13 protein-coding genes are annotated in these 18,396 nt (G+C 72.6%); 11 read left to right on the top strand and 2 right to left on the bottom strand.

Translation table 11 applies throughout. The features are described 5' to 3' along the window. Positions 1–169: 169 nt before the first annotated feature. Together ligA and ABZ914_RS26445 are read left to right on the top strand one after the other, a co-directional pair. Positions 170–2,341, top strand: coding sequence for an NAD-dependent DNA ligase LigA (gene ligA / locus ABZ914_RS26450; protein WP_500196482.1), 2,172 nt, complete (start codon positions 170–172; stop codon positions 2,339–2,341). A gap of 254 nt (positions 2,342–2,595) precedes the next feature. Next, positions 2,596–4,728 (top strand): putative bifunctional diguanylate cyclase/phosphodiesterase, encoded by a 2,133-nt coding sequence (locus tag ABZ914_RS26445; protein ID WP_500196480.1) that lies wholly within the window; start codon positions 2,596–2,598, stop codon positions 4,726–4,728. Positions 4,729–4,770: 42 nt separating this feature from the next. On the opposite strand, the gene ABZ914_RS26440 is transcribed toward ABZ914_RS26445, so the two are convergent. Then, positions 4,771–5,022, bottom strand: coding sequence for a DUF6458 family protein (locus ABZ914_RS26440; RefSeq protein ID WP_500196479.1), 252 nt, complete (start codon positions 5,020–5,022; stop codon positions 4,771–4,773). A 197-nt stretch (positions 5,023–5,219) separates the two neighbouring features. Here ABZ914_RS26440 and gatC point away from each other — a divergent pair, with 197 nt between their 5' ends. The 5 genes from gatC (at position 5,220) to ABZ914_RS26415 (ending at position 10,319) form a co-directional block, all read left to right on the top strand. Beyond that, positions 5,220–5,519, top strand: a complete 300-nt coding sequence (gatC, locus tag ABZ914_RS26435; protein WP_151543432.1) for an Asp-tRNA(Asn)/Glu-tRNA(Gln) amidotransferase subunit GatC — start codon at positions 5,220–5,222, stop codon at positions 5,517–5,519. Continuing rightward, positions 5,519–7,018, top strand: coding sequence for an Asp-tRNA(Asn)/Glu-tRNA(Gln) amidotransferase subunit GatA (gatA, locus tag ABZ914_RS26430; protein ID WP_500196477.1), 1,500 nt, complete (start codon positions 5,519–5,521; stop codon positions 7,016–7,018). Before gatC ends, gatA begins: the two co-directional genes overlap by 1 nt. Positions 7,019–7,032: 14 nt before the next feature. Continuing rightward, the gene (gene gatB / locus ABZ914_RS26425; RefSeq protein ID WP_190865142.1) at positions 7,033–8,517 is read left to right on the top strand and encodes an Asp-tRNA(Asn)/Glu-tRNA(Gln) amidotransferase subunit GatB; all 1,485 of its coding nucleotides are present in this window, start codon (positions 7,033–7,035) and stop codon (positions 8,515–8,517) included. 84 nt (positions 8,518–8,601) lie between these two features. Next, entirely contained in the window at positions 8,602–9,489 is an 888-nt protein-coding gene (locus ABZ914_RS26420) for a class I SAM-dependent methyltransferase (protein WP_500196475.1), read from the top strand. 47 nt (positions 9,490–9,536) lie between these two features. Continuing rightward, the gene (locus ABZ914_RS26415) at positions 9,537–10,319 is read left to right on the top strand and encodes a DUF4253 domain-containing protein (RefSeq protein WP_500196473.1); all 783 of its coding nucleotides are present in this window, start codon (positions 9,537–9,539) and stop codon (positions 10,317–10,319) included. On the opposite strand, the gene ABZ914_RS26410 is transcribed toward ABZ914_RS26415, so the two are convergent. Beyond that, positions 10,316–11,398 carry a PQQ-dependent sugar dehydrogenase gene (locus ABZ914_RS26410; protein ID WP_500196471.1) on the bottom strand — a complete coding sequence of 361 codons (1,083 nt, stop codon included), beginning with the start codon at positions 11,396–11,398 and terminating at the stop codon, positions 10,316–10,318. The two genes, ABZ914_RS26415 and ABZ914_RS26410, sit on opposite strands and share 4 nt — an antisense overlap. A gap of 483 nt (positions 11,399–11,881) precedes the next feature. Here ABZ914_RS26410 and ABZ914_RS26405 point away from each other — a divergent pair, with 483 nt between their 5' ends. From ABZ914_RS26405 to ilvC, 4 genes are all read left to right on the top strand, one after another. Beyond that, positions 11,882–14,776 carry a putative bifunctional diguanylate cyclase/phosphodiesterase gene (locus ABZ914_RS26405; protein WP_500196469.1) on the top strand — a complete coding sequence of 965 codons (2,895 nt, stop codon included), beginning with the start codon at positions 11,882–11,884 and terminating at the stop codon, positions 14,774–14,776. A gap of 240 nt (positions 14,777–15,016) precedes the next feature. Next, positions 15,017–16,768 (top strand): acetolactate synthase large subunit, encoded by a 1,752-nt coding sequence (locus ABZ914_RS26400; RefSeq protein WP_500196483.1) that lies wholly within the window; start codon positions 15,017–15,019, stop codon positions 16,766–16,768. Between the two features lie 5 nt (positions 16,769–16,773). Beyond that, positions 16,774–17,298 (top strand): acetolactate synthase small subunit, encoded by a 525-nt coding sequence (ilvN, locus tag ABZ914_RS26395; protein ID WP_190865099.1) that lies wholly within the window; start codon positions 16,774–16,776, stop codon positions 17,296–17,298. 78 nt (positions 17,299–17,376) lie between these two features. Beyond that, positions 17,377–18,360, top strand: coding sequence for a ketol-acid reductoisomerase (gene ilvC, locus ABZ914_RS26390; protein WP_433233222.1), 984 nt, complete (start codon positions 17,377–17,379; stop codon positions 18,358–18,360). Positions 18,361–18,396: the final 36 nt, after the last annotated feature.

The raw sequence follows: 18,396 nt of genomic DNA, 5'->3' as shown, positions 1-18,396 counted from the left end.
CTTCCGCGACCCGCCCCCCCAGCCCCCCCGGGGCGGGCGCGGCGGGGGGGGGGGGGGGGGGGGCGCGGGGGGGGGGGGGGGGGGGGGGGGCGCCCCCCCCCCCACGAAGGCGCAGAGTAGGGGGCGCGCCGCTGGTCATATTGTCGGTGGTAGCGGCGAGAATAGGCGCATGACCACCAGCAGCGAGGGCGTTCCGGCGGAGGCGGCTCAGCGGCACCTGGAGCTGAGCGAGCGCATCGACGAGGCCAACTACCGCTACTACGTGCTCGACCAGCCGACGCTCACCGACGCCGAGTACGACCGGCTGATGCGCGAGCTCCAGGCGCTGGAGGCCGAGCATCCGGAGCTGGTCACGCCGAGCTCGCCGACGCAGCGGGTCGGCGCGCCGATCACCACGGACTTCGCGACGGTCGAGCATCTGGAGCGGATGCAGAGCCTCGACAACGCGATGAGCGCCGACGAGCTGCTGGCCTGGGACGAGCGGGTGGTCAAGGAGGTCGGCGAGGTCGCCGGCTACCTGTGCGAGCTGAAGATCGACGGCCTGGCGATCGCGGTGACCTACGAGAAGGGCCGGCTGGTGCGCGGGGTGACCCGCGGCGACGGCCGCACCGGCGAGGACGTCACCAACAACGTCCGCACCATCGACGCGCTGCCGGACCGGCTGGCCGGCGAGGGCTGGCCGGACCTGCTGGAGGTGCGCGGCGAGGTCTTCCTGCCGGTCGAGGGGTTCGAGCAGGTCAACGCGGTGCAGGTGGAGGCGGGCAGGGAGCCGTTCGCCAACCCGCGGAACGCGGCGGCGGGGTCGCTGCGGCAGAAGGACCCGCGCGTCACGGCGCACCGGCCGCTGAGCATGCTCGTCCACGGGTTCGGCGCGTGGGAGGGCGGCGAGCGGCCGGAGAGCCAGTCCGGGGCGTACGAGCTGATGCGCGGCTGGGGGCTGCCGGTCAGCGACCGGTACAAGGTCGTCGGCGGGCTGGACGCGGTCCGCGAGTACATCGACTTCTACGGCGAGAACCGGCACGACCCGGCGTACGAGATCGACGGTGTGGTGGTGAAGGTCGACCAGTTCTCGCTGCAGCGGCGGCTGGGGTCGACGAGCCGGGCGCCGCGCTGGGCGATCGCGTGGAAGTACCCGCCGGAGGAGGTCAACACCAAGCTCCTCGACATCAAGGTCGGCGTCGGCAGGACCGGGCGGGTCACCCCGTACGGCGTGATGGAGCCGATCAAGGTGGCCGGGTCGACGGTGGAGCGGGCGACGCTGCACAACGCGGGCGAGGTCAAGCGCAAGGGCGTGCTGATCGGCGACACGGTGGTGCTGCGCAAGGCGGGCGACGTGATCCCGGAGATCGTCGCGCCGGTGACCGCGCTGCGGGACGGCTCCGAGCGCGAGTTCGAGATGCCCACCGAGTGCCCGGAGTGCGGGACGGAGCTGGCGTACGAGAAGGAGGGCGACGCCGACATCCGCTGCCCGAACGCGCAGTACTGCCCGGGGCAGCTGCGGGAGCGGCTGTTCTTCGTGGCCAGCCGGAACGCCCTCGACATCGAGGCGCTCGGGTACGTGGCGGCGACGGCGCTGACGCAGCCGCTGGAGCCGAGCGAGCCGCCGGTGAGGAACGAGGGCGACCTGTTCCACCTGACGGTCGACCAGCTGCTGCCGATCCGGAGCCTCGTGCTGGACCAGCGGACGGGGACGACGAAGACCGACCCGAAGACCGGCGAGCCGAAGGTCGTGTCGTTCTTCGCGAACAAGGAGGGCGAGCCGAAGAAGACCGTCGAGATCCTCTTCGACGAGCTGGAGAAGGCGAAGCGGCAGCCGCTGTGGCGGGTGCTGGTGGCGCTGTCGATCCGGCACGTGGGGCCGTCGGCGTCCCGCGACCTGGCCCGCGAGATGGGGTCGATGGACGCGATCGCGAACGCGACGGAGGAGGAGCTGGCGGCGGTGGACGGCGTCGGCCCGACGATCGCCGCGTCGATCAAGCGCTGGTTCGAGGTCGACTGGCACCGCGAGATCGTGGACAAGTGGCGGGCGGCCGGCGTCCGGATGGAGGACGAGGGCGCGGCGGGCCCGCGGCCGCTGGAGGGCGTCACGGTGGTGATCACCGGGTCGCTGGAGGGGTTCAGCCGCGACTCGGCGACGGAGGCGGTGCAGCGGCTCGGCGGGAAGGTGTCCGGGTCGGTGTCGAAGAAAACGGGCTTCGTGGTCGTGGGCGACAGCCCGGGGTCGAAGTACGACAAAGCCGTCAAACTTGGCGTACCGGTCCTGGAAGAGGAGGGCTTCCGGGTCCTCCTCGCCGATGGGCCAGATGCGGCCAAAAATGTAACTATGCGCGCGGACGCATGACCCGGCGTGGTTAAGCGGCCCCTCACCAGTGTCGCGTTACTCAGGGGTACACTTCAGCTACCGACAGGTGAGGGGCCGGCACGGAAGGGGCATAACGGAACGTACGCAATCGGTTTCGCGAAGTTGAGCAAAGGCCGTACTCTCCCTCACATCACGACCCACCTGAATCTTCGGACGCACCATCCGGGGGGAGTCGCCCCGGAGTCCGGTGCGCCCGGTGCCGGGGACGGCCCCCCGAACCCCCCGAGGATGTGATGAAGGACCCGAACAACACGCGGAACACGGCCCCGCGCCGCGGCTCCCCGTTGTGGATCTACTTCGTCGTCGTCATCCTGCTCGGCGTCGCCGTGTGCGCCGCCGCGTTCGCCGGGCTGACCGGCGCCGACCTCGACGCGCTCGCCGGGAACCCGGTGTTCTGGATCCTCGGCTGCTTCATCGTCTTCGGCGAGCTGCGCCCGATCATCACGCCGGGATCCACCGAGACCAACGGCGCCACCACCTCGACCACGTTCGCCTTCGCCGCGCTGCTGTACGCCGGGCTGCCCGTCGCCGCCGCGCTCCAGGCGATCGCCGTCGTGACCTGCGGCGTCTTCCGCGGCCGCACCCCCCACCGGATCGCCTTCAACGCCGCCCAGTACACCCTCAGCCTCGGCGCCGCCCAGCTCGTCCTGGCCCTCGCCGGCGACCTCGCCACCCCGTCCACCACCTGGGTCCCCGACGGCGCCGACCTGCCCGCCATCGCGCTCGCCGGCACCGTCTACTTCCTCTGCAACGACACCCTCGTCGGCTCGGCCGTCGCGCTGCACGAGCGGGTCTCGCTGATCAAGGCGCTGCGCTGGGACCTCGCCTACCAGATCCTCGTGCACCTGGCGCTGCTCGGCCTCGCCCCGCTCATGGTCATCGCGATGGACCGGTCCGCGCTGTTCGTCCCGCTGATCCTGCTGCCGTTCATCGCCGTCTACCTGAACGCCTCCGTCGCCGTCCGGCGCGAGCACCAGGCCCTGCACGACGGCCTCACCGGCCTGCCGAACCGCAAGCTGCTGATCGTCCGGACCGAGGAGGCCCTCGCCGAGGCCCGCGGCGCGGAGAAGCGCAGCGCAGCCGGGCGCGCCGCCAAACGCGGGCCGGTCGCGCTCAGGCCGTCGCGGCGCCGCGCCGTCCCGGAGGAGCGCGACCAGCGCGCCGGGCTGTTCCTCCTCGACCTCGACCGGTTCAAGGAGGTCAACGACACCCTCGGGCACCCCACCGGGGACCGGCTGCTGCAGCTCGTCGCGCACCGGCTCACCCACAGCGTCCGGCCCGGCGACCTCGTCGCCCGGCTCGGCGGCGACGAGTTCGCGGTGCTGCTGCCGTCCGTCCGGGACGAGGCCGCCGCCCGCGAGGTCGCGGCGCGGCTGCGCGCCGCGCTCGGCGAACCCGTCCGGCTCGACGGCATGTCGTTCGACCTGGAGGCCAGCGTCGGCATCGCGCTGTTCCCCGACCACGCCCCCGACTTCGAGCTGCTCCTGCAGCGCGCCGACGTCGCGATGTACAACGCCAAGGAGGGCCGCACCGGCGTCGAGGTCTACTCGCCCGCCAACGACCGCAACTCCCCGGCCCGGCTCAGCATGCTCGGCGACCTGCGCCGCGCCATCGACCGGTCCGAGCTCGAGCTGTTCTACCAGCCGAAGGTGTCGCTGCGGGACGGCCAGCTCGTCGGCATGGAGGCGCTGCTGCGCTGGCGCCATCCCGACAAGGGGCTCCTCGAACCCGAGGCGTTCCTGTCGATCGCCGAGCAGACCTACCTGATGCGCTCCATCACGCACCACGTCGTCGAGGCCGCCCTCGCCCAGACGGCCGCGTGGTGGCGCGAGGACCTCGCCGTCCAGGTCGCGGTGAACGCCTCCGGACGCGACCTCCTCGACATGGGCCTCACCGAGACCATCGAGGAGGGCCTGCTCGCCCGCGGCCTGCCGGCCGCCGCGCTGCAGCTGGAGATCACCGAGCGGATCCTGATGAGCGAGCCCGCCTACGCCTCCGACACCGTCGCCAGGCTCGCCGAGCTCGGCATCCCGCTCAGCCTCGACGACTTCGGGACCGGCTACTCCTCGCTCGTCCGGCTGAAGCGCCTCCCGGTCGAGGAGATTAAGATCGACTCCTCGTTCGTCGGGCGGCTCGCGGAGTCCGGCGACGACGCGGTGATCGTCCGCTCGATCGTCGACCTCGTCCGCACCCTCGGCCTGCGCTCGGTCGCCGAGGGCGTCGAGGACCCGCAGACCGCGCGCCTGCTCCGCGAGATGGGCTGCGACGCCGCGCAGGGCTGGCACTTCGGCCGCCCCATGGACGCCGACACCGCCACCGACTGGCTGCGCCGCAACGTCCAGCGGGCCCCCGAACCCGCGGCGTAGAAGGCCTCAGCGGCCGCCGGTCTCCACTGGCGGCGCCGGACCTCAGTAGCGGCGGCGGGTCTCGTAGGGGTCGTCCTCGTAGTAATGCTCCTCGCGGATCGCGGGCGGCGGACGGCGCTCCACGGTGCGGCGCGCGGAGGCGATCCGGACGATCCCGACGACCAGCCCGATCAGGCCGCCGATCATCAGGATCACCCCGACCAGGCGGATGTCGATGCCGCTGAACTGGAAGTTGACCGCATAGGCCAGGATCGCGCCGATGATGATCAGGGCGATGCTGCCGCCGATGGTCACGGCGGACTCCTCTCGTCGTCCCGGGGTGGACGTGAGGAGCGTTCCCCGCCTGAGGATCTGAAACGGCCCGCGCCGCGCCGCGACGGCGGCGCACGGGGGGCGCGCGGGCGGCGCGGCGGTGTAAAGCGTTCGGGCGGCGGGGCCCCGGCCAATAGGATGGCGGGTATCCCAATCGATCGCAGGAACGGTTTCTCATCATGTCCGCCATCACCCGTGACGAGGTCTCGCACCTCGCCCGGCTGTCCCGGCTGGCGCTCGGCGACGATGAGCTCGACCATCTCGCCGCCCAGCTCGACCAGATCATTTCCGCGGTCGCGCGGGTGCAGGAGGTCGCCGCGGAGGACATCCCGCCCACCTCGCACGCGCTGCCGCTGACCAACGTGTACCGGCCCGACGAGGTCCGGCCGTGCCTCACGCCGGAGCAGGCGCTCGCCGGCGCTCCCGCCAGCGAGCAGCAGCGTTTCCGCGTCCCGCGGATCCTGGACGAGGAGGCCTGATGGCGGAGCTGTTCCGGAAGGGCGCCGCGGAGCTCGGCGAGCTGATGGCGGCGGGCGAGGTGTCGGCGGTCGAGGTCGCGCAGGCGCACCTGGACCGGATCGCCGCCGTGGACGGGAGCGTCGAGGCGTTCCTGCACGTGGACGCGGAGACCACGCTGGCGCAGGCGCGCCGGGTGGACGAGCGGCGCGCGGCGGGGGAGGAGCTCGGCCCGCTGGCCGGCGTCCCCATCGCCCACAAGGACGTGTTCACCACCACCGACATGCCGACCACGGCCGGATCGAAGATCCTCGAGGGCTGGCGGCCGCCGTACGACGCGACGGTGACGAGCCGGCTGCGCGAGGCCGGCCTGGTGATCCTCGGCAAGACGAACATGGACGAGTTCGCGATGGGCTCGTCCACGGAGAACAGCGCGTTCAAGACGACGCGCAACCCGTGGGACCTGTCGCGCATCCCCGGCGGGTCGTCGGGCGGGTCGTCGGCGGCGGTCGCGGCGTACGAGGCGCCGCTGTCCACCGGCACCGACACCGGCGGGTCGATCCGCCAGCCCGCGGCGGTCACCGGCATCGTCGGGACGAAGCCGACCTACGGCGGCTCGTCCCGGTACGGGATCATCGCGTTCGCGTCGTCGCTGGACACGCCGGGCCCGTTCGCGCGCAACGTGCTGGACGCGGCGCTGCTGCACGAGGCGTTCAGCGGCCACGACGTCATGGACTCGACCTCGATCGACCGGCCCGTCCCGAACGTGGTGGAGGCGGCGCGCAGCGGCGACGTGGACGGCCTGCGGGTCGGCGTCGTCAAGGAGTTCGCCGGCGACGGCTACGAGCCGGGCGTGTCGGCGCGGTTCACCGAGGCCGTGGAGCTGCTGGAGTCGCTCGGCGCGAAGGTCGTCGAGGTGTCCTGCCCGCACTTCCAGTACGCGCTGCCCGCCTACTACCTGATCGCGCCGTCGGAGGCGTCGTCGAACCTGGCGCGGTTCGACGCGATGCGGTACGGGCTGCGCGTCGGCGACGACGGCACCCGCAGCGCCGAGGAGGTCATGGCGCTGACCCGCGCGGAGGGCTTCGGGCCCGAGGTGAAGCGGCGGATCATGCTCGGCACCTACGCGCTGTCGTCGGGCTACTACGACGCCTACTACGGCAAGGCGCAGCAGGTCCGCACGCTGGTCAAGCACGACTTCGACGCGGCGTTCGAGCAGGTGGACGTGCTGGTCTCGCCGACCACGCCGACCACCGCGTTCCCGATCGGGGAGCGCGCGGACGACCCGATGGCGATGTACCTGGCCGACCTGTGCACGATCCCGGCGAACCTCACCGGCAACGCCGCGATCTCCGTGCCGTGCGGCCTCGCCGACGGCCTGCCGGTGGGCCTGCAGGTGATGGCGCCCGTCCTCGGCGACGACCGCGTCTACCGGGTGGGCGCCGCCGTCGAGCGGGCCCTGGAAGAGCGCTGGGGCGGCCCGCTGCTGGCCAAGGCCCCCGAACTGGCGGAGGCGAAGTGAGCACCCCGACACTCATGCCGTACGACGAGGCGCTCGCGAAGTACGAGCCCGTCCTCGGCCTGGAGACGCACATCGAGCTCGGCACCGCGTCGAAGATGTTCTGCGGCTGCCCGACGACGTTCGGCGCGGACCCGAACACCCAGGTCTGCCCGGTCTGCCTGGGCCTGCCCGGGTCGCTGCCGGTGACCAACCACGCCGCGATCGAGGGCATCATCAAGATCGGCCTGGCACTGAACTGCACGATCGTCGAGTGGTGCCGGTTCGCCCGGAAGAACTACTTCTATCCGGACATGCCGAAGGACTTCCAGATCTCGCAGTACGACGAGCCGCTGTGCGTCGACGGCCACCTGGACGTCGAGGTCGACGGCGAGACGTACCGGATCGAGATCGAGCGCGTCCACATGGAGGAGGACACCGGCAAGTCGCTGCACGTCGGCGGCAGCACGGGCCGCATCCACGGCGCCGACCACTCGCTGGTGGACTACAACCGGGCCGGCATCCCGCTGGTGGAGATCGTCACCAAGCCGATCGCCGCGACGGGCGACAAGGCGCCGCTGGTGGCCCGCGCGTACGCGACGGAGCTGCGCGAGCTGGTGCGGTCGCTCGGGGTTTCGGACGTCCGCATGGAGGAGGGCTCCATGCGCTGCGACGTGAACGTGTCGCTGATGCCGCGCGGCGCGTCGGAGTGGGGCACCCGCACCGAGACCAAGAACGTGAACTCGCTGCGCTCGGTGGAGCGCGCCGTCCGGTCGGAGATCGAGCGGCAGGCGGGCGTGCTGGACGCGGGCGGGCGGGTGATCCAGGAGACCCGCCACTTCCACGAGGACACCGGCCGCAGCACGAGCGGGCGCAGCAAGGAGGAGGCGCAGGACTACCGCTACTTCCCCGAGCCCGACCTGGTGCCGATGGCGCCGTCACGGGAGTGGGTGGAGGAGCTGCGGGCGTCGCTGCCGGAGCTTCCCGCCGCTCGGCGCCGCCGCGTCCAGGGGGAGTGGGGCCTGTCGGACCTGGAGCTGCGGGACGTCGTCAACGCCGGCGCCGTCGACCTGATCGAGGCGACGATCGCGGCGGGCGCGGACGCCGGCGCGGCCCGCAAGTGGTGGATGAACGAGCTGTCGCGGCGCGCGACGGAGCAGGGCGTGGAGCTGGCCGAGCTGCCGATCACGCCGGAGCAGGTCGCGCGGATCCAGGCGATGGTGTCCGCCGGCGAGCTGAACGACAAGCTGGCCCGGCAGGTGTTCGAGGGCGTCCTCGCCGGCGAGGGCGGCCCGGACGAGGTCGTCGCGGCCCGCGGGCTGAAGGTCGTCAGCGACGAGGGCGAGCTCGCCTCGATCATCGACCAGGTGATCGCGGACAACGCCGCCGTGGCCGACAAGGTCCGGTCCGGCAAGGTCGCCGCCGCCGGCGCCCTCGTCGGCGCCGTGATGAAGGCCACCCGCGGGCAGGCCGACGCCGGCCGCGCCCGCGAGCTGATCCTCGAGAAGCTCGGCGCGTCCTGACGGTTCCCGCCGCCTCGCGGGCACGCCCCCGGGGCGGCGGAAATCCGGTCGCCACCGGAACGCGCCCTTGTTAGCTTCGCGCGGGTGATCTACGAGCATCCACTGGCCTACCTGCTCGGCCTCGAAGGCGTCGCGCTGCTGCGCGGCTTCGCGGGGGAGCACGACCGGGAGTTCGTCGACGCCCGCATCGCGGAGGTCCGCGCGCTGCTGGACGACCCGTCGCTGGCGGACGCCGCCGTCCGCACGGACCGCGTCGATCCGGTGCCGGGCTACCGCGCCTGGGCGCGGACCTACGACGACGAGCCGAACGGCGCGTTCGCCATCGACGCGCCGGTCGTCGCGGAGATCCTCGACACGCTCCCCGCGGGCGACGCGCTGGACGCCGCGTGCGGCACGGGGCGCTTCTCGGCGGTCCTCGCCGGGCGCGGCCACCGGGTGGTGGGCGTGGACGGCTCCGCCGACATGATCGACCGGGCCAGGGCGCGCGTGCCGGACGCGGAGTTCCGGCCGGGCGACCTGTCCCGCCTGCCGGTGGCCGGCGGCTCGATGGACCTGGTCGTCTGCGCGCTCGCGCTGACCCACGTCCCCGCCCTCCCGCCGGTGCTCGCGGAGTTCGCCAGGGTGCTGCGGCCCGGCGGGCACCTGGTGATCTCCGACGTCCATCCGGAGCGGGTGCTGCGCGGCTCGGTCCCCTCGGTGCGCGACGCCGCGGGCCGCCCGGGGCGGATCGTCTCGCATCGCCATTCCGTGGGCGACTACCTGCGCGCCGCGCTGCCGCTCGGATTCCGGCCCCACCGCTGCGAGGAGCCCGTCCCGCCCGCCCAGGACGCCCCGCCCAAAGCGACGGGGCCGGGGCCATGGGACCAGTGGCCCTGGTCACTGGCCGCCATGATCCCCGAAGCGGCGGGTGCCGCGAACGCCGCCGTCCCCGCCATGCTCATCTGGCATTTCCAGCACGTACGACCGGACTGAGCCGGGGCCCCGCTCCCTGTCGTAGGCGTCCGCTAGCTTTCGCGGGCATGGTGGAGAGTGCGTTTCCGGCCCTGCCCGCGGGATTGCCGTCCGGCCGGTTGATCGCGCCCGAGGAGGGCCCTGAGGGCGTCATGGCGCTGTGGGTGTCGGACGAGCCGAGGGCCGGGCTGGGCGGGCTCTGGTGCCGGTTGTACGACGAACGCGCGGACACGGGCCTGTATCCGCTGCTGCTGGACACGCTCGGAGGGCAGCCGACCCGGCCCTGGCACGACGGGGAGCTGTTCGTCGACGAGTCGGTGGCCGACATCGACGCCCTTGACGCCGAGGTCCTGCTGAGGGGCGACCGGAGGGGCGGCGAGTCCGGTGGCGAGTCCGGTGGCGAGCCCGGCGTGGAGGACCGGCCCGTCCCGTGGCCCGGGCTCGCCTCGCCGGGCGAAGGGGTGGAGGACGCCGACGAATGCGCCAGAGTGTCCGCCGAGTTGGGCGCGGAGGACGCGGAGTTCCTGCTCGGGCTCGTGCCGGCCGCGCGGGGAGCCGACACCCTGACGGTCATGGGGTGGTCCGGGCCGGTCAATCACTGCCGGACGGCGGAGATATCCGCGGTGGTGCGGTCCTGGGAGGAGCGGTTCGGGGCGCGTGTGGTGATGGTGGGCTTCGACGTGCTGGGGCTGTCGGTGGCCGCACCGCCGCGGACGATGGAGCACGCCCGTGCGGTGGCCGTCGAGCACGAGGCGTTCTGCCCGGACAACATCTGGCAGGGCGTCGGCGACATGGAGGAGTACGCCGCCGGGCTGGTCGGTCGGGCGAGTTGGTCGTTCTGGTGGGACTAGCGGGGCGGGACGGTGATGATGCGGTCGTCGGTCCTGGCCGGGGTGCCGCGGCCGTCGCGGTTGCTGGTGGTGAGCCACAGCGAGCCGTCCGGGGCGCGGACGACGGCGCGCAGCCGGCCGTAGGCGCCGGTGAACCGGGCGACGGGGCGGCCCACCTCGCCGCTCGCGGACAGCGGGACCTGCCAGAGCCGCTCGCCGCGCAGCGCGGCGGCCCACAGGGAGCCGTTCGCGTAGGCGAGCCCGGACGGTGACGCCTCGGACGTCCGCCACGTCAGCAGCGGGTTCGTGAAGCCCTTGCGGTTCCCGGAGCCCTCGACGGCCGGCCAGCCGTAGTCGCGGCCCTTCTCGATGAGGTTGATCTCGTCGAAGCGGTCCTGGCCGAACTCGGTGGCGTAGAGGCGGCCCTCGGGATCCCAGGCGAGGCCCTGGACGTTGCGGTGGCCGTACGTCCACACGCGGGTGCCGAACGGGTTGCTGGGGGCGGGCCTCCCGTCCGGCGCGACGCGAAGGATCTTCCCGGCGAGGGAGTTCCGGTCCTGTGCCTTCTCGCCCTGGCCGGTCTCTCCGGTGGTGATGTACAGCATCCGGTCGGGGCCGAACGCGAGGCGCCCGCCGTTGTGGATCTCGCCCTTGGGGATGCCGGTGACGATCGGGCGCGGGGCGCCGAGCCGGCCGCCGTCGTAGGAGGCGCGGACGACGCGGTTGTCGGTCGCGGACGTGGTGTACAGGAAGATCTGGTGGTCCCGCGCGTAGCCGGGGGAGACGGCGACGCCGAGCAGCCCGCCCTCGCCCGCCGCGTCGACGTCGGGAACGGTCCCGACCGGGGTCACCGCGCCCGCCGGGGTGACCCGCAGCAGCCGCGCCGAATCACGTTCGGTCACAAGTGCGTCACCGCCGGGGAGGAACGCGATGGCCCACGGGATCTTCAGGCCCGTGACCAGAACGCGGGGCGCCCCCGGCGCGGCGGTGCCCCCGGACGGCAGGGGCGGCGGGGTCCGCGCACTCCCCGTGTCCTTCGGCGGGGACGACGAGCACCCCGCGAGGACCAGCGCGGCAAGGACGATCAGGTGCTTCCGCATGAGAACGCCTCCCGTCCCAGCATGACACTTCGCTGTCGCGTGCATCACACCGTCCTGCTTCCACCCCACAGCGGACGGTGCGGGACAAGAGGGGCGGCGGGCGCTCGGGGTCCCGAATGCGCTCACCCAGCGTGATGCCGGGCAAGGCGCCGATTCGGTGACGATCACGTTTCGGCCATCCCAAACGGATCGCCGACGAGGCGGTTCGTCGCCATGAGGACGCCCAGCCTCAATCGGTCCGTGACCTACGGAACGTACTCTGAGCATCACGGTGATCCCGCAGTGCAGCAACGTCGCTGATCTCCGGCAGGCGCATCCGATGCGCCGCCGTCCCGCGCCGACCCTGCGCGGGGCACGATCCACGACCCTCCGGCCGTTATCCCTGCGACCGGATGAGGTCTCCGGACCCAAGTCCCCTCTGGCGCACCGCCGCGACCGCGAGGGACGGACAGCTCCCCGCGGGGCAGGAAGGGACACGGCGCGATGAGCGGCGAGAACGCCAGGCGGATGCCGCCGCGGGCGGTGCCGGTCGCCATGGCCGCGATCGTCGGCGTCCTGTACGCCACCGGGTCGCTGCTGGGCTGGGGCGGCACGGCCTTCCTCGCCTGGACCGAGGCGATCGCCGCGGGCGCCGCGGCGATCTCGCTGCTGATGTCGGCCGGGCGGCCGAAGCGCGCCGCCGCGGACTCCGGCGACGTCGGGATCTTCCGGCGGGTGTCGTCCGGCGGGATCTGGCGGGCGTCGTGGCGCTGGTACGGGGTCGCGGCCGCGGGCTGGTTCGCGGGCGCGGTCGGCAGCGCGCTGGACGGCCACGTCTCGCGCAGCGCCCTGTCGCTCTCGGTGCCGGACCTGTTCTACCTGCTGGCCGCGGTGGCGCTGGTCACCGGCCTGATCGTGCCGGTGCGGCTGGCCCGCGACGTGGGCATGTGGCTGCGGTACCTGGCCGACACCTACGTGTGCGCGTGCGCGATCTTCGTGCTGGGCTGGGTCGCGCTCTTCAGCTCGCTGTACCACCAGTCGGGGGAGTCGGCGTCGGAGTTCCTGCTGGAGCTGCTGTACCCGCTGATCGACGTGGTGCTGCTGTGCGGGGCGCTGCCGTTCGCGCTGGGCGCGGCGCGCGGGCGCCGGCGGCTGGCGTGGATGGGGTTCGGGGCGCTGGCGGCGTTCGCGACCGCCGACGTGGTGACGACGTTCGTCCGGCTGGACGGCGGCGGGCCGTCCGACGACCCGTCCGACATCCTGCGGCTCGCCGGGCTGCTGCTGCTCCTGCTGGTGCCGTGGACGGGCCCGGTGCCGGAGGCGGAGCCGGACGGCCCGTCCGACGACGTCCCGGCGGACGCCCTGCCGCAGGACGCGGCGCCGGAGCCCGGCGAGCGCGGCCGGCTGATCGGCCCCGGGCTGGCGCCGGCGGCGGTCGCCGCGGCGGCCTCCCTGTTCGTCGCCGGGCACTCGCTGACCGGCCGCAACGGGCTGGAGCCGGTGGTGTCGGTCGTGGCGGGCTCGGCGGCGCTGGTGCTGCTGGCGCGGCTCGCGGGGCTGCTGCGGGAGAACGAGCGGCTGCGCCGCGCCGTGGAGGCGAGCGAGGAGCACTTCCGGGCGCTGTCGGAGAGCAGCAACGACGCCGTGCTGATCTGCGACCTCGACGCGACCGTCCAGTACGCGAGCGCGGGCGCGCTGCGCACCTACCACTACACGCCCGAGGAGCTGCTGGGGCGGCCGCTGCACGAGATCATCCACCCGGAGGACCTGCCGCGCGTCCAGGAGGCGTTCACCGAGTTCCTCGACGAGGAGGACGCGGTCGGCGGGGACCGGCCGGGCGCCACCGGGTCGCTGCGGGTGTCGTGCCGGGTCCGCGCCGCGGACGGCACGTGGCTGCCGACCGAGTCGACGATCTCCCGGTACGCGGGGACGGGCGAGGCGCCGGGACGGCTGCTGGTCACCACCCGCGACCTGAGCGAGCAGGCGGCGCTGCAGCGGCAGGTCGCGCACCTGACCTTCCACGACGGGCTGACGGGCCTGCCGAACCGGTCGTACTTCGAGGAGCGGACCCGGGAGGTGCTGGCGCAGCAGCGTCCGGGCGGCCGGGTCGCGGTGGTGTTCGTCGACATGGACGGGTTCACCGACGTCAACGACTCGGCCGGGCACGCGGCCGGCGACCAGGTGCTGGCGCAGGCGGCGCGGCGGCTGCGCGCCAACGTGCAGGCCGACGACACGGTGGCGCGGTGGGGCGGCGACGAGTTCGCGGTCCTCGTGCAGCTGCCGTCCGACGACCGGGAGACCCGCGCGGCGGTGGAGCTGGCGGGGCGGCTGCTGCGGGTGCTGTCGGTGGACCCGTACCAGGTGGGCAGCAAGCAGATCGTGCTGACCGCGAGCGTCGGGATCGCGTTCGCGGGGGACGAGGAGGCCCCGGCGGTCCCGGCGAAGGACCGGGGCGGCGACGCGGGCCGGCGGCTGCGCCGGACCGCCGCGGACCTGATCCGCAACGGCGACCTGGCGATGGCGCGGGCGAAGGAGCTGGGCGGCGGGCGCGTCGAGGTGTTCGCGCCGCACATGCACGCCGACGTGGTGCGGCGGCTGGAGCTCGGCAGCGACCTGCAGCGGGCCCTCGCCGAGGAGCAGTTCGCGGTGGAGTTCCAGCCGGTGGTGGACCTCGCGACGTCCCGGGTGACCGGGGTGGAGGCGCTGCTGCGCTGGTGGCGGGGGAGCGAGTCGGTGCCGCCGGAGGAGTTCATCGGGCCGGCGGAGGAGTCCGGGCTGATGATCCCGCTCGGCGACTGGGTGCTGCGGGAGGCGTGCCGGGAGGTGGCGCGCTGGCGCCGCGACTCCTGGGACGTGGGCCTGTCGGTGAACTTCACCGCCCGGCAGATCGCCGCGCCCCGGTTCGTGGAGTCGGTGGCGGCGGCGCTGGAGGAGACGGGGCTGCCGCCGCAGGCGCTGACGCTGGAGGTCCGCGAGGAGGTGCTCGTCGAGGACGGCGGGCAGAACGTGGCGCGGCTGTCGGAGCTGCGCGACCTCGGCGTCCGGCTGGCGATCGACGACTTCGGCACCGGGTACGCGTCGCTGGCCTACCTCGGCCAGCTCCCGGTGGACATCATCAAGATCGACCCGTCGTTCGTGGCGGGGCTCGGCTCGGACGAGACGCTGTCGCTGCTGACCCGGACGATCGTCCGGCTGGGCCGCGACCTGGGGCTGACCGTGGTGGCGGAGGGCATCGAGCGGCCGGAGCAGCTGGAGCTGCTGCGCGCGATGGACTGCCCGCGCGGCCAGGGCTTCCTGGTGGCGCGCCCGATGGCCGCCGGACGGGTGGAGTCGCTGGTCCGGACGAACCTCGCGGCACAGGATCTACCAGGCGATCTGCCGCTTCCGCTGCCGGGCTGAGACGGCCGGTTCCGCCGGGAATCCGTCTCAGATGCCGAGATTTCCTGTCCACGGATTTGACCGGGGGCCGGATCTCGGCGAAAGTGGCTCCGTGCAGAACACCACCATCATCCTCGTAGTACTTGGTCGGCGCGCAGGCTGACCAAGCTCACCGACCTGCGCGCCTCCCCTCGACCGCTTCCGGCGGCGGGGGTTTTTTGTTGCCCGGCGAGCCCCAGACTTCTCTCCCAAGGAAACAGGATCATGACGACCGAACAGATGACGGGAGCCCAGGCGCTGGTCCGCGCCCTGGAGAACGTCGGCGTCGACACCGTGTTCGGCATCCCGGGGGGCGCGATCCTCCCGGCCTACGACCCGCTGTTCGACTCGAACAAGCTGCGCCACATCCTCGTCCGGCACGAGCAGGGCGCCGGCCACGCCGCGCAGGGCTACGCGATGGTCACCGGCAAGGTCGGGGTGTGCATGGCCACCTCCGGGCCGGGCGCGACGAACCTGGTCACCGCGATCTCCGACGCCTACATGGACTCGGTGCCGATGGTGGCCATCACGGGCCAGGTCGCGACCTCCCTCATCGGGACCGACGGCTTCCAGGAGGCCGACATCGCCGGCATCACGATGCCGATCACCAAGCACAACTTCCTGGTCACCAGGGCCGAGGACATCGCCCGCACCATCGCCGAGGCGTTCCACATCGCCGGCACCGGCCGTCCCGGCCCCGTCCTGGTCGACATCGCCAAGGACGCGATGCAGGCCACGGTCGAGTTCCAGTGGCCCGTCCAGCTCCAGCTCCCCGGGTACCGCCCCGTCACCCGGCCGCACTCCAAGCAGGTCCGCGAGGCGGCACGGCTGATCGTCGAGGCGGAGCGCCCGGTGCTGTACGTCGGCGGCGGCGTGCTGAAGGCCGGCGCGGCCGCCGAGCTGAAGGTGCTCGCCGAGCTGACCGGCGCCCCCGTCGTCACCACGCTGATGGCCAAGGGCGCGCTGCCCGACAGCCACCCCCTGCACATGGGCATGCCGGGCATGCACGGCGCGGTCGGCGCGGTCGGCGCGCTGCAGCGCTCGGACCTGCTGATCGCGCTCGGCGCCCGGTTCGACGACCGGGTCACCGGCAAGCTCGACGGGTTCGCCCCGCACGCCAAGGTCGTGCACGCCGACATCGACCCGGCGGAGATCTCCAAGAACCGGCACGCGGACGTCCCGATCGTCGGCGACGCCCGCGAGGTCATCGCCGACCTGATCGTCGCGGTGCAGAACGAGCACGAGGCGGGCCGCAAGGGGAACTACGAGGACTGGTGGCGCCAGCTCAACGCGTGGCGCGAGACCTACCCGCTGGGCTACGACACCCCCGAGGACGGCACGCTGTCCCCGCAGTACGTCATCGAGCGGATCGGGCGGATCGCCGGCCCGGACGCGTACTACGTCGCGGGCGTCGGCCAGCACCAGATGTGGGCGGCGCAGTTCATCAAGTACGAGCGGCCGGGCGCGTTCCTGAACTCCGGCGGCGCCGGCACGATGGGGTACTCGGTCCCGGCGGCGATGGGCGCCAAGGTCGGCGCGCCGGACGCGACGGTCTGGGCGATCGACGGCGACGGCTGCTTCCAGATGACCAACCAGGAGCTGGCCACCTGCGCGATCGAGGGCATCCCGGTCAAGGTCGCCGTGATCAACAACGGTAACCTCGGCATGGTCCGGCAGTGGCAGACGCTGTTCTACGACGGCCGCTACTCCAACACGAACCTGCACACCGCCAAGCGGATCCCCGACTTCGTCAAGCTCGCCGAGGCCTACGGCTGCGTGGGGCTGCGCTGCGAGAAGGCCGAGGACGTGGACGACGTCATCGCCAAGGCGATGGAGATCAACGACGCCCCCGTCGTGATCGACTTCGTGGTGCACAAGGACGCGATGGTCTGGCCCATGGTCGCCGCCGGCACCACCAACGACGACATCAAGATCGCGCGGGACATGGCGCCCGAGTGGGAGAACGGAGACTGACCGCGATGAGCTCGCACACCCTCTCGGTCCTGGTGGAGAACAAGCCGGGCATCCTGGCGCGGGTCGCGGCCCTGTTCTCGCGCCGCGGCTTCAACATCGAGTCCCTCGCGGTCGGCACCACCGAGCACCCGGACATCTCCCGGATGACGATCGTGGTGAACGTCGCCGAGCTGCCGCTGGAGCAGGTCACCAAGCAGCTGAACAAGCTGATCAACGTGCTGAAGATCGTCGAGCTGGAGCCGTCGGCGTCGGTCCAGCGCGAGCTGGTGCTGGTCAAGGTCCGCGCGGACGCGGAGACGCGCTCGCAGGTCCTCGAGACCGTCACGCTGTTCCGTGCCAAGGTGGTGGACGTCGCGCCCGACGCGGTCACGATCGAGGCCACCGGCAACCGCGACAAGCTGGACGCGTTCATCAAGGTCCTCGAGCCGTTCGGGATCAAGGAGCTGGTCCAGTCCGGCATGGTGGCCATCGGACGCGGCGCCCGGTCCATCACCGACCGTTCGCTGCGCGCGATCGAGCGCAGCGCCTGAAACCGGACGCCCGACCGGGCGCGGCCCGGCCCGAGACGTACAACCACATCGAAGAAAGGCAACAGCACTGTGGCTGAGATGTTCTACGACGACGCCGCCGACCTGAGCGTGATCCAGGGCCGGCACGTCGCGATCATCGGTTACGGCAGCCAGGGGCACGCGCACGCCCTGTCGCTGCGCGACTCCGGCGTCGACGTGCGGGTCGGGCTCCGCGAGGGGTCGGCCAGCCGGGAGAAGGCCGAGGCCGAGGGCCTGCGCGTGGTCACCCCCGCCGAGGCGGCCGAGGAGGCCGACCTCGTCATGCTGCTGGCCCCCGACCACCACCACCGCGAGATCTTCGAGAAGGACATCAAGCCGGCCCTCGTCGAGGGCGACGCGCTGTTCTTCGGGCACGGCTTCAGCATCCGGTACGGCCTCGTCCAGCCGCCGGAGGGCGTGGACGTGGCGATGGTCGCGCCGAAGGGCCCGGGCCACCTCGTCCGCCGCCAGTTCGTCGCGGGCCGCGGCGTCCCGGTGATCGTGGCGGTGGAGAAGGACGCCTCCGGCAACGCGTGGCCGCTGGCGCTGTCCTACGCCAAGGGCATCGGCGGCCTGCGCGCGGGCGGCATCAGGACCACCTTCACCGAGGAGACCGAGACCGACCTGTTCGGCGAGCAGGCCGTGCTGTGCGGCGGCGCGTCCGAGCTGGTCAAGGCCGGTTTCGAGGTGCTGACCGAGGCCGGCTACCAGCCGGAGGTCGCCTACTTCGAGGTGCTGCACGAGCTGAAGCTGATCGTCGACCTCATGTACGAGGGCGGCATCTCCAAGATGTACTGGTCGGTCTCCGACAACGCCGAGTACGGCGGCTACAGCCGCGGCCCGCGCGTGATCACGCCGGAGACGAAGGCCGCGATGAAGAAGATCCTCGGCGAGATCCAGTCCGGCGAGTACGCCAAGGAGCTGGTGGAGGAGTTCGAGGGCGGCCAGGCCCAGTTCGGCAAGTACCGCGAGCAGCTCGCCGAGCACCCGATCGAGAAGACCGGTGCGGAGCTGCGCCCGATGATGAGCTGGCTGAACGACTAGTCGTTCCGGTCGACCGGGGGGCGGGCGCGCTGCGCC

This window comes from Spirillospora sp. NPDC046719 (assembly GCF_040645715.1).
Taxonomy (GTDB): domain Bacteria; phylum Actinomycetota; class Actinomycetes; order Streptosporangiales; family Streptosporangiaceae; genus Spirillospora.
Note: the sequence above shows the minus strand (reverse complement) of the source record. Positions and strands in the feature narration are given on the sequence as shown.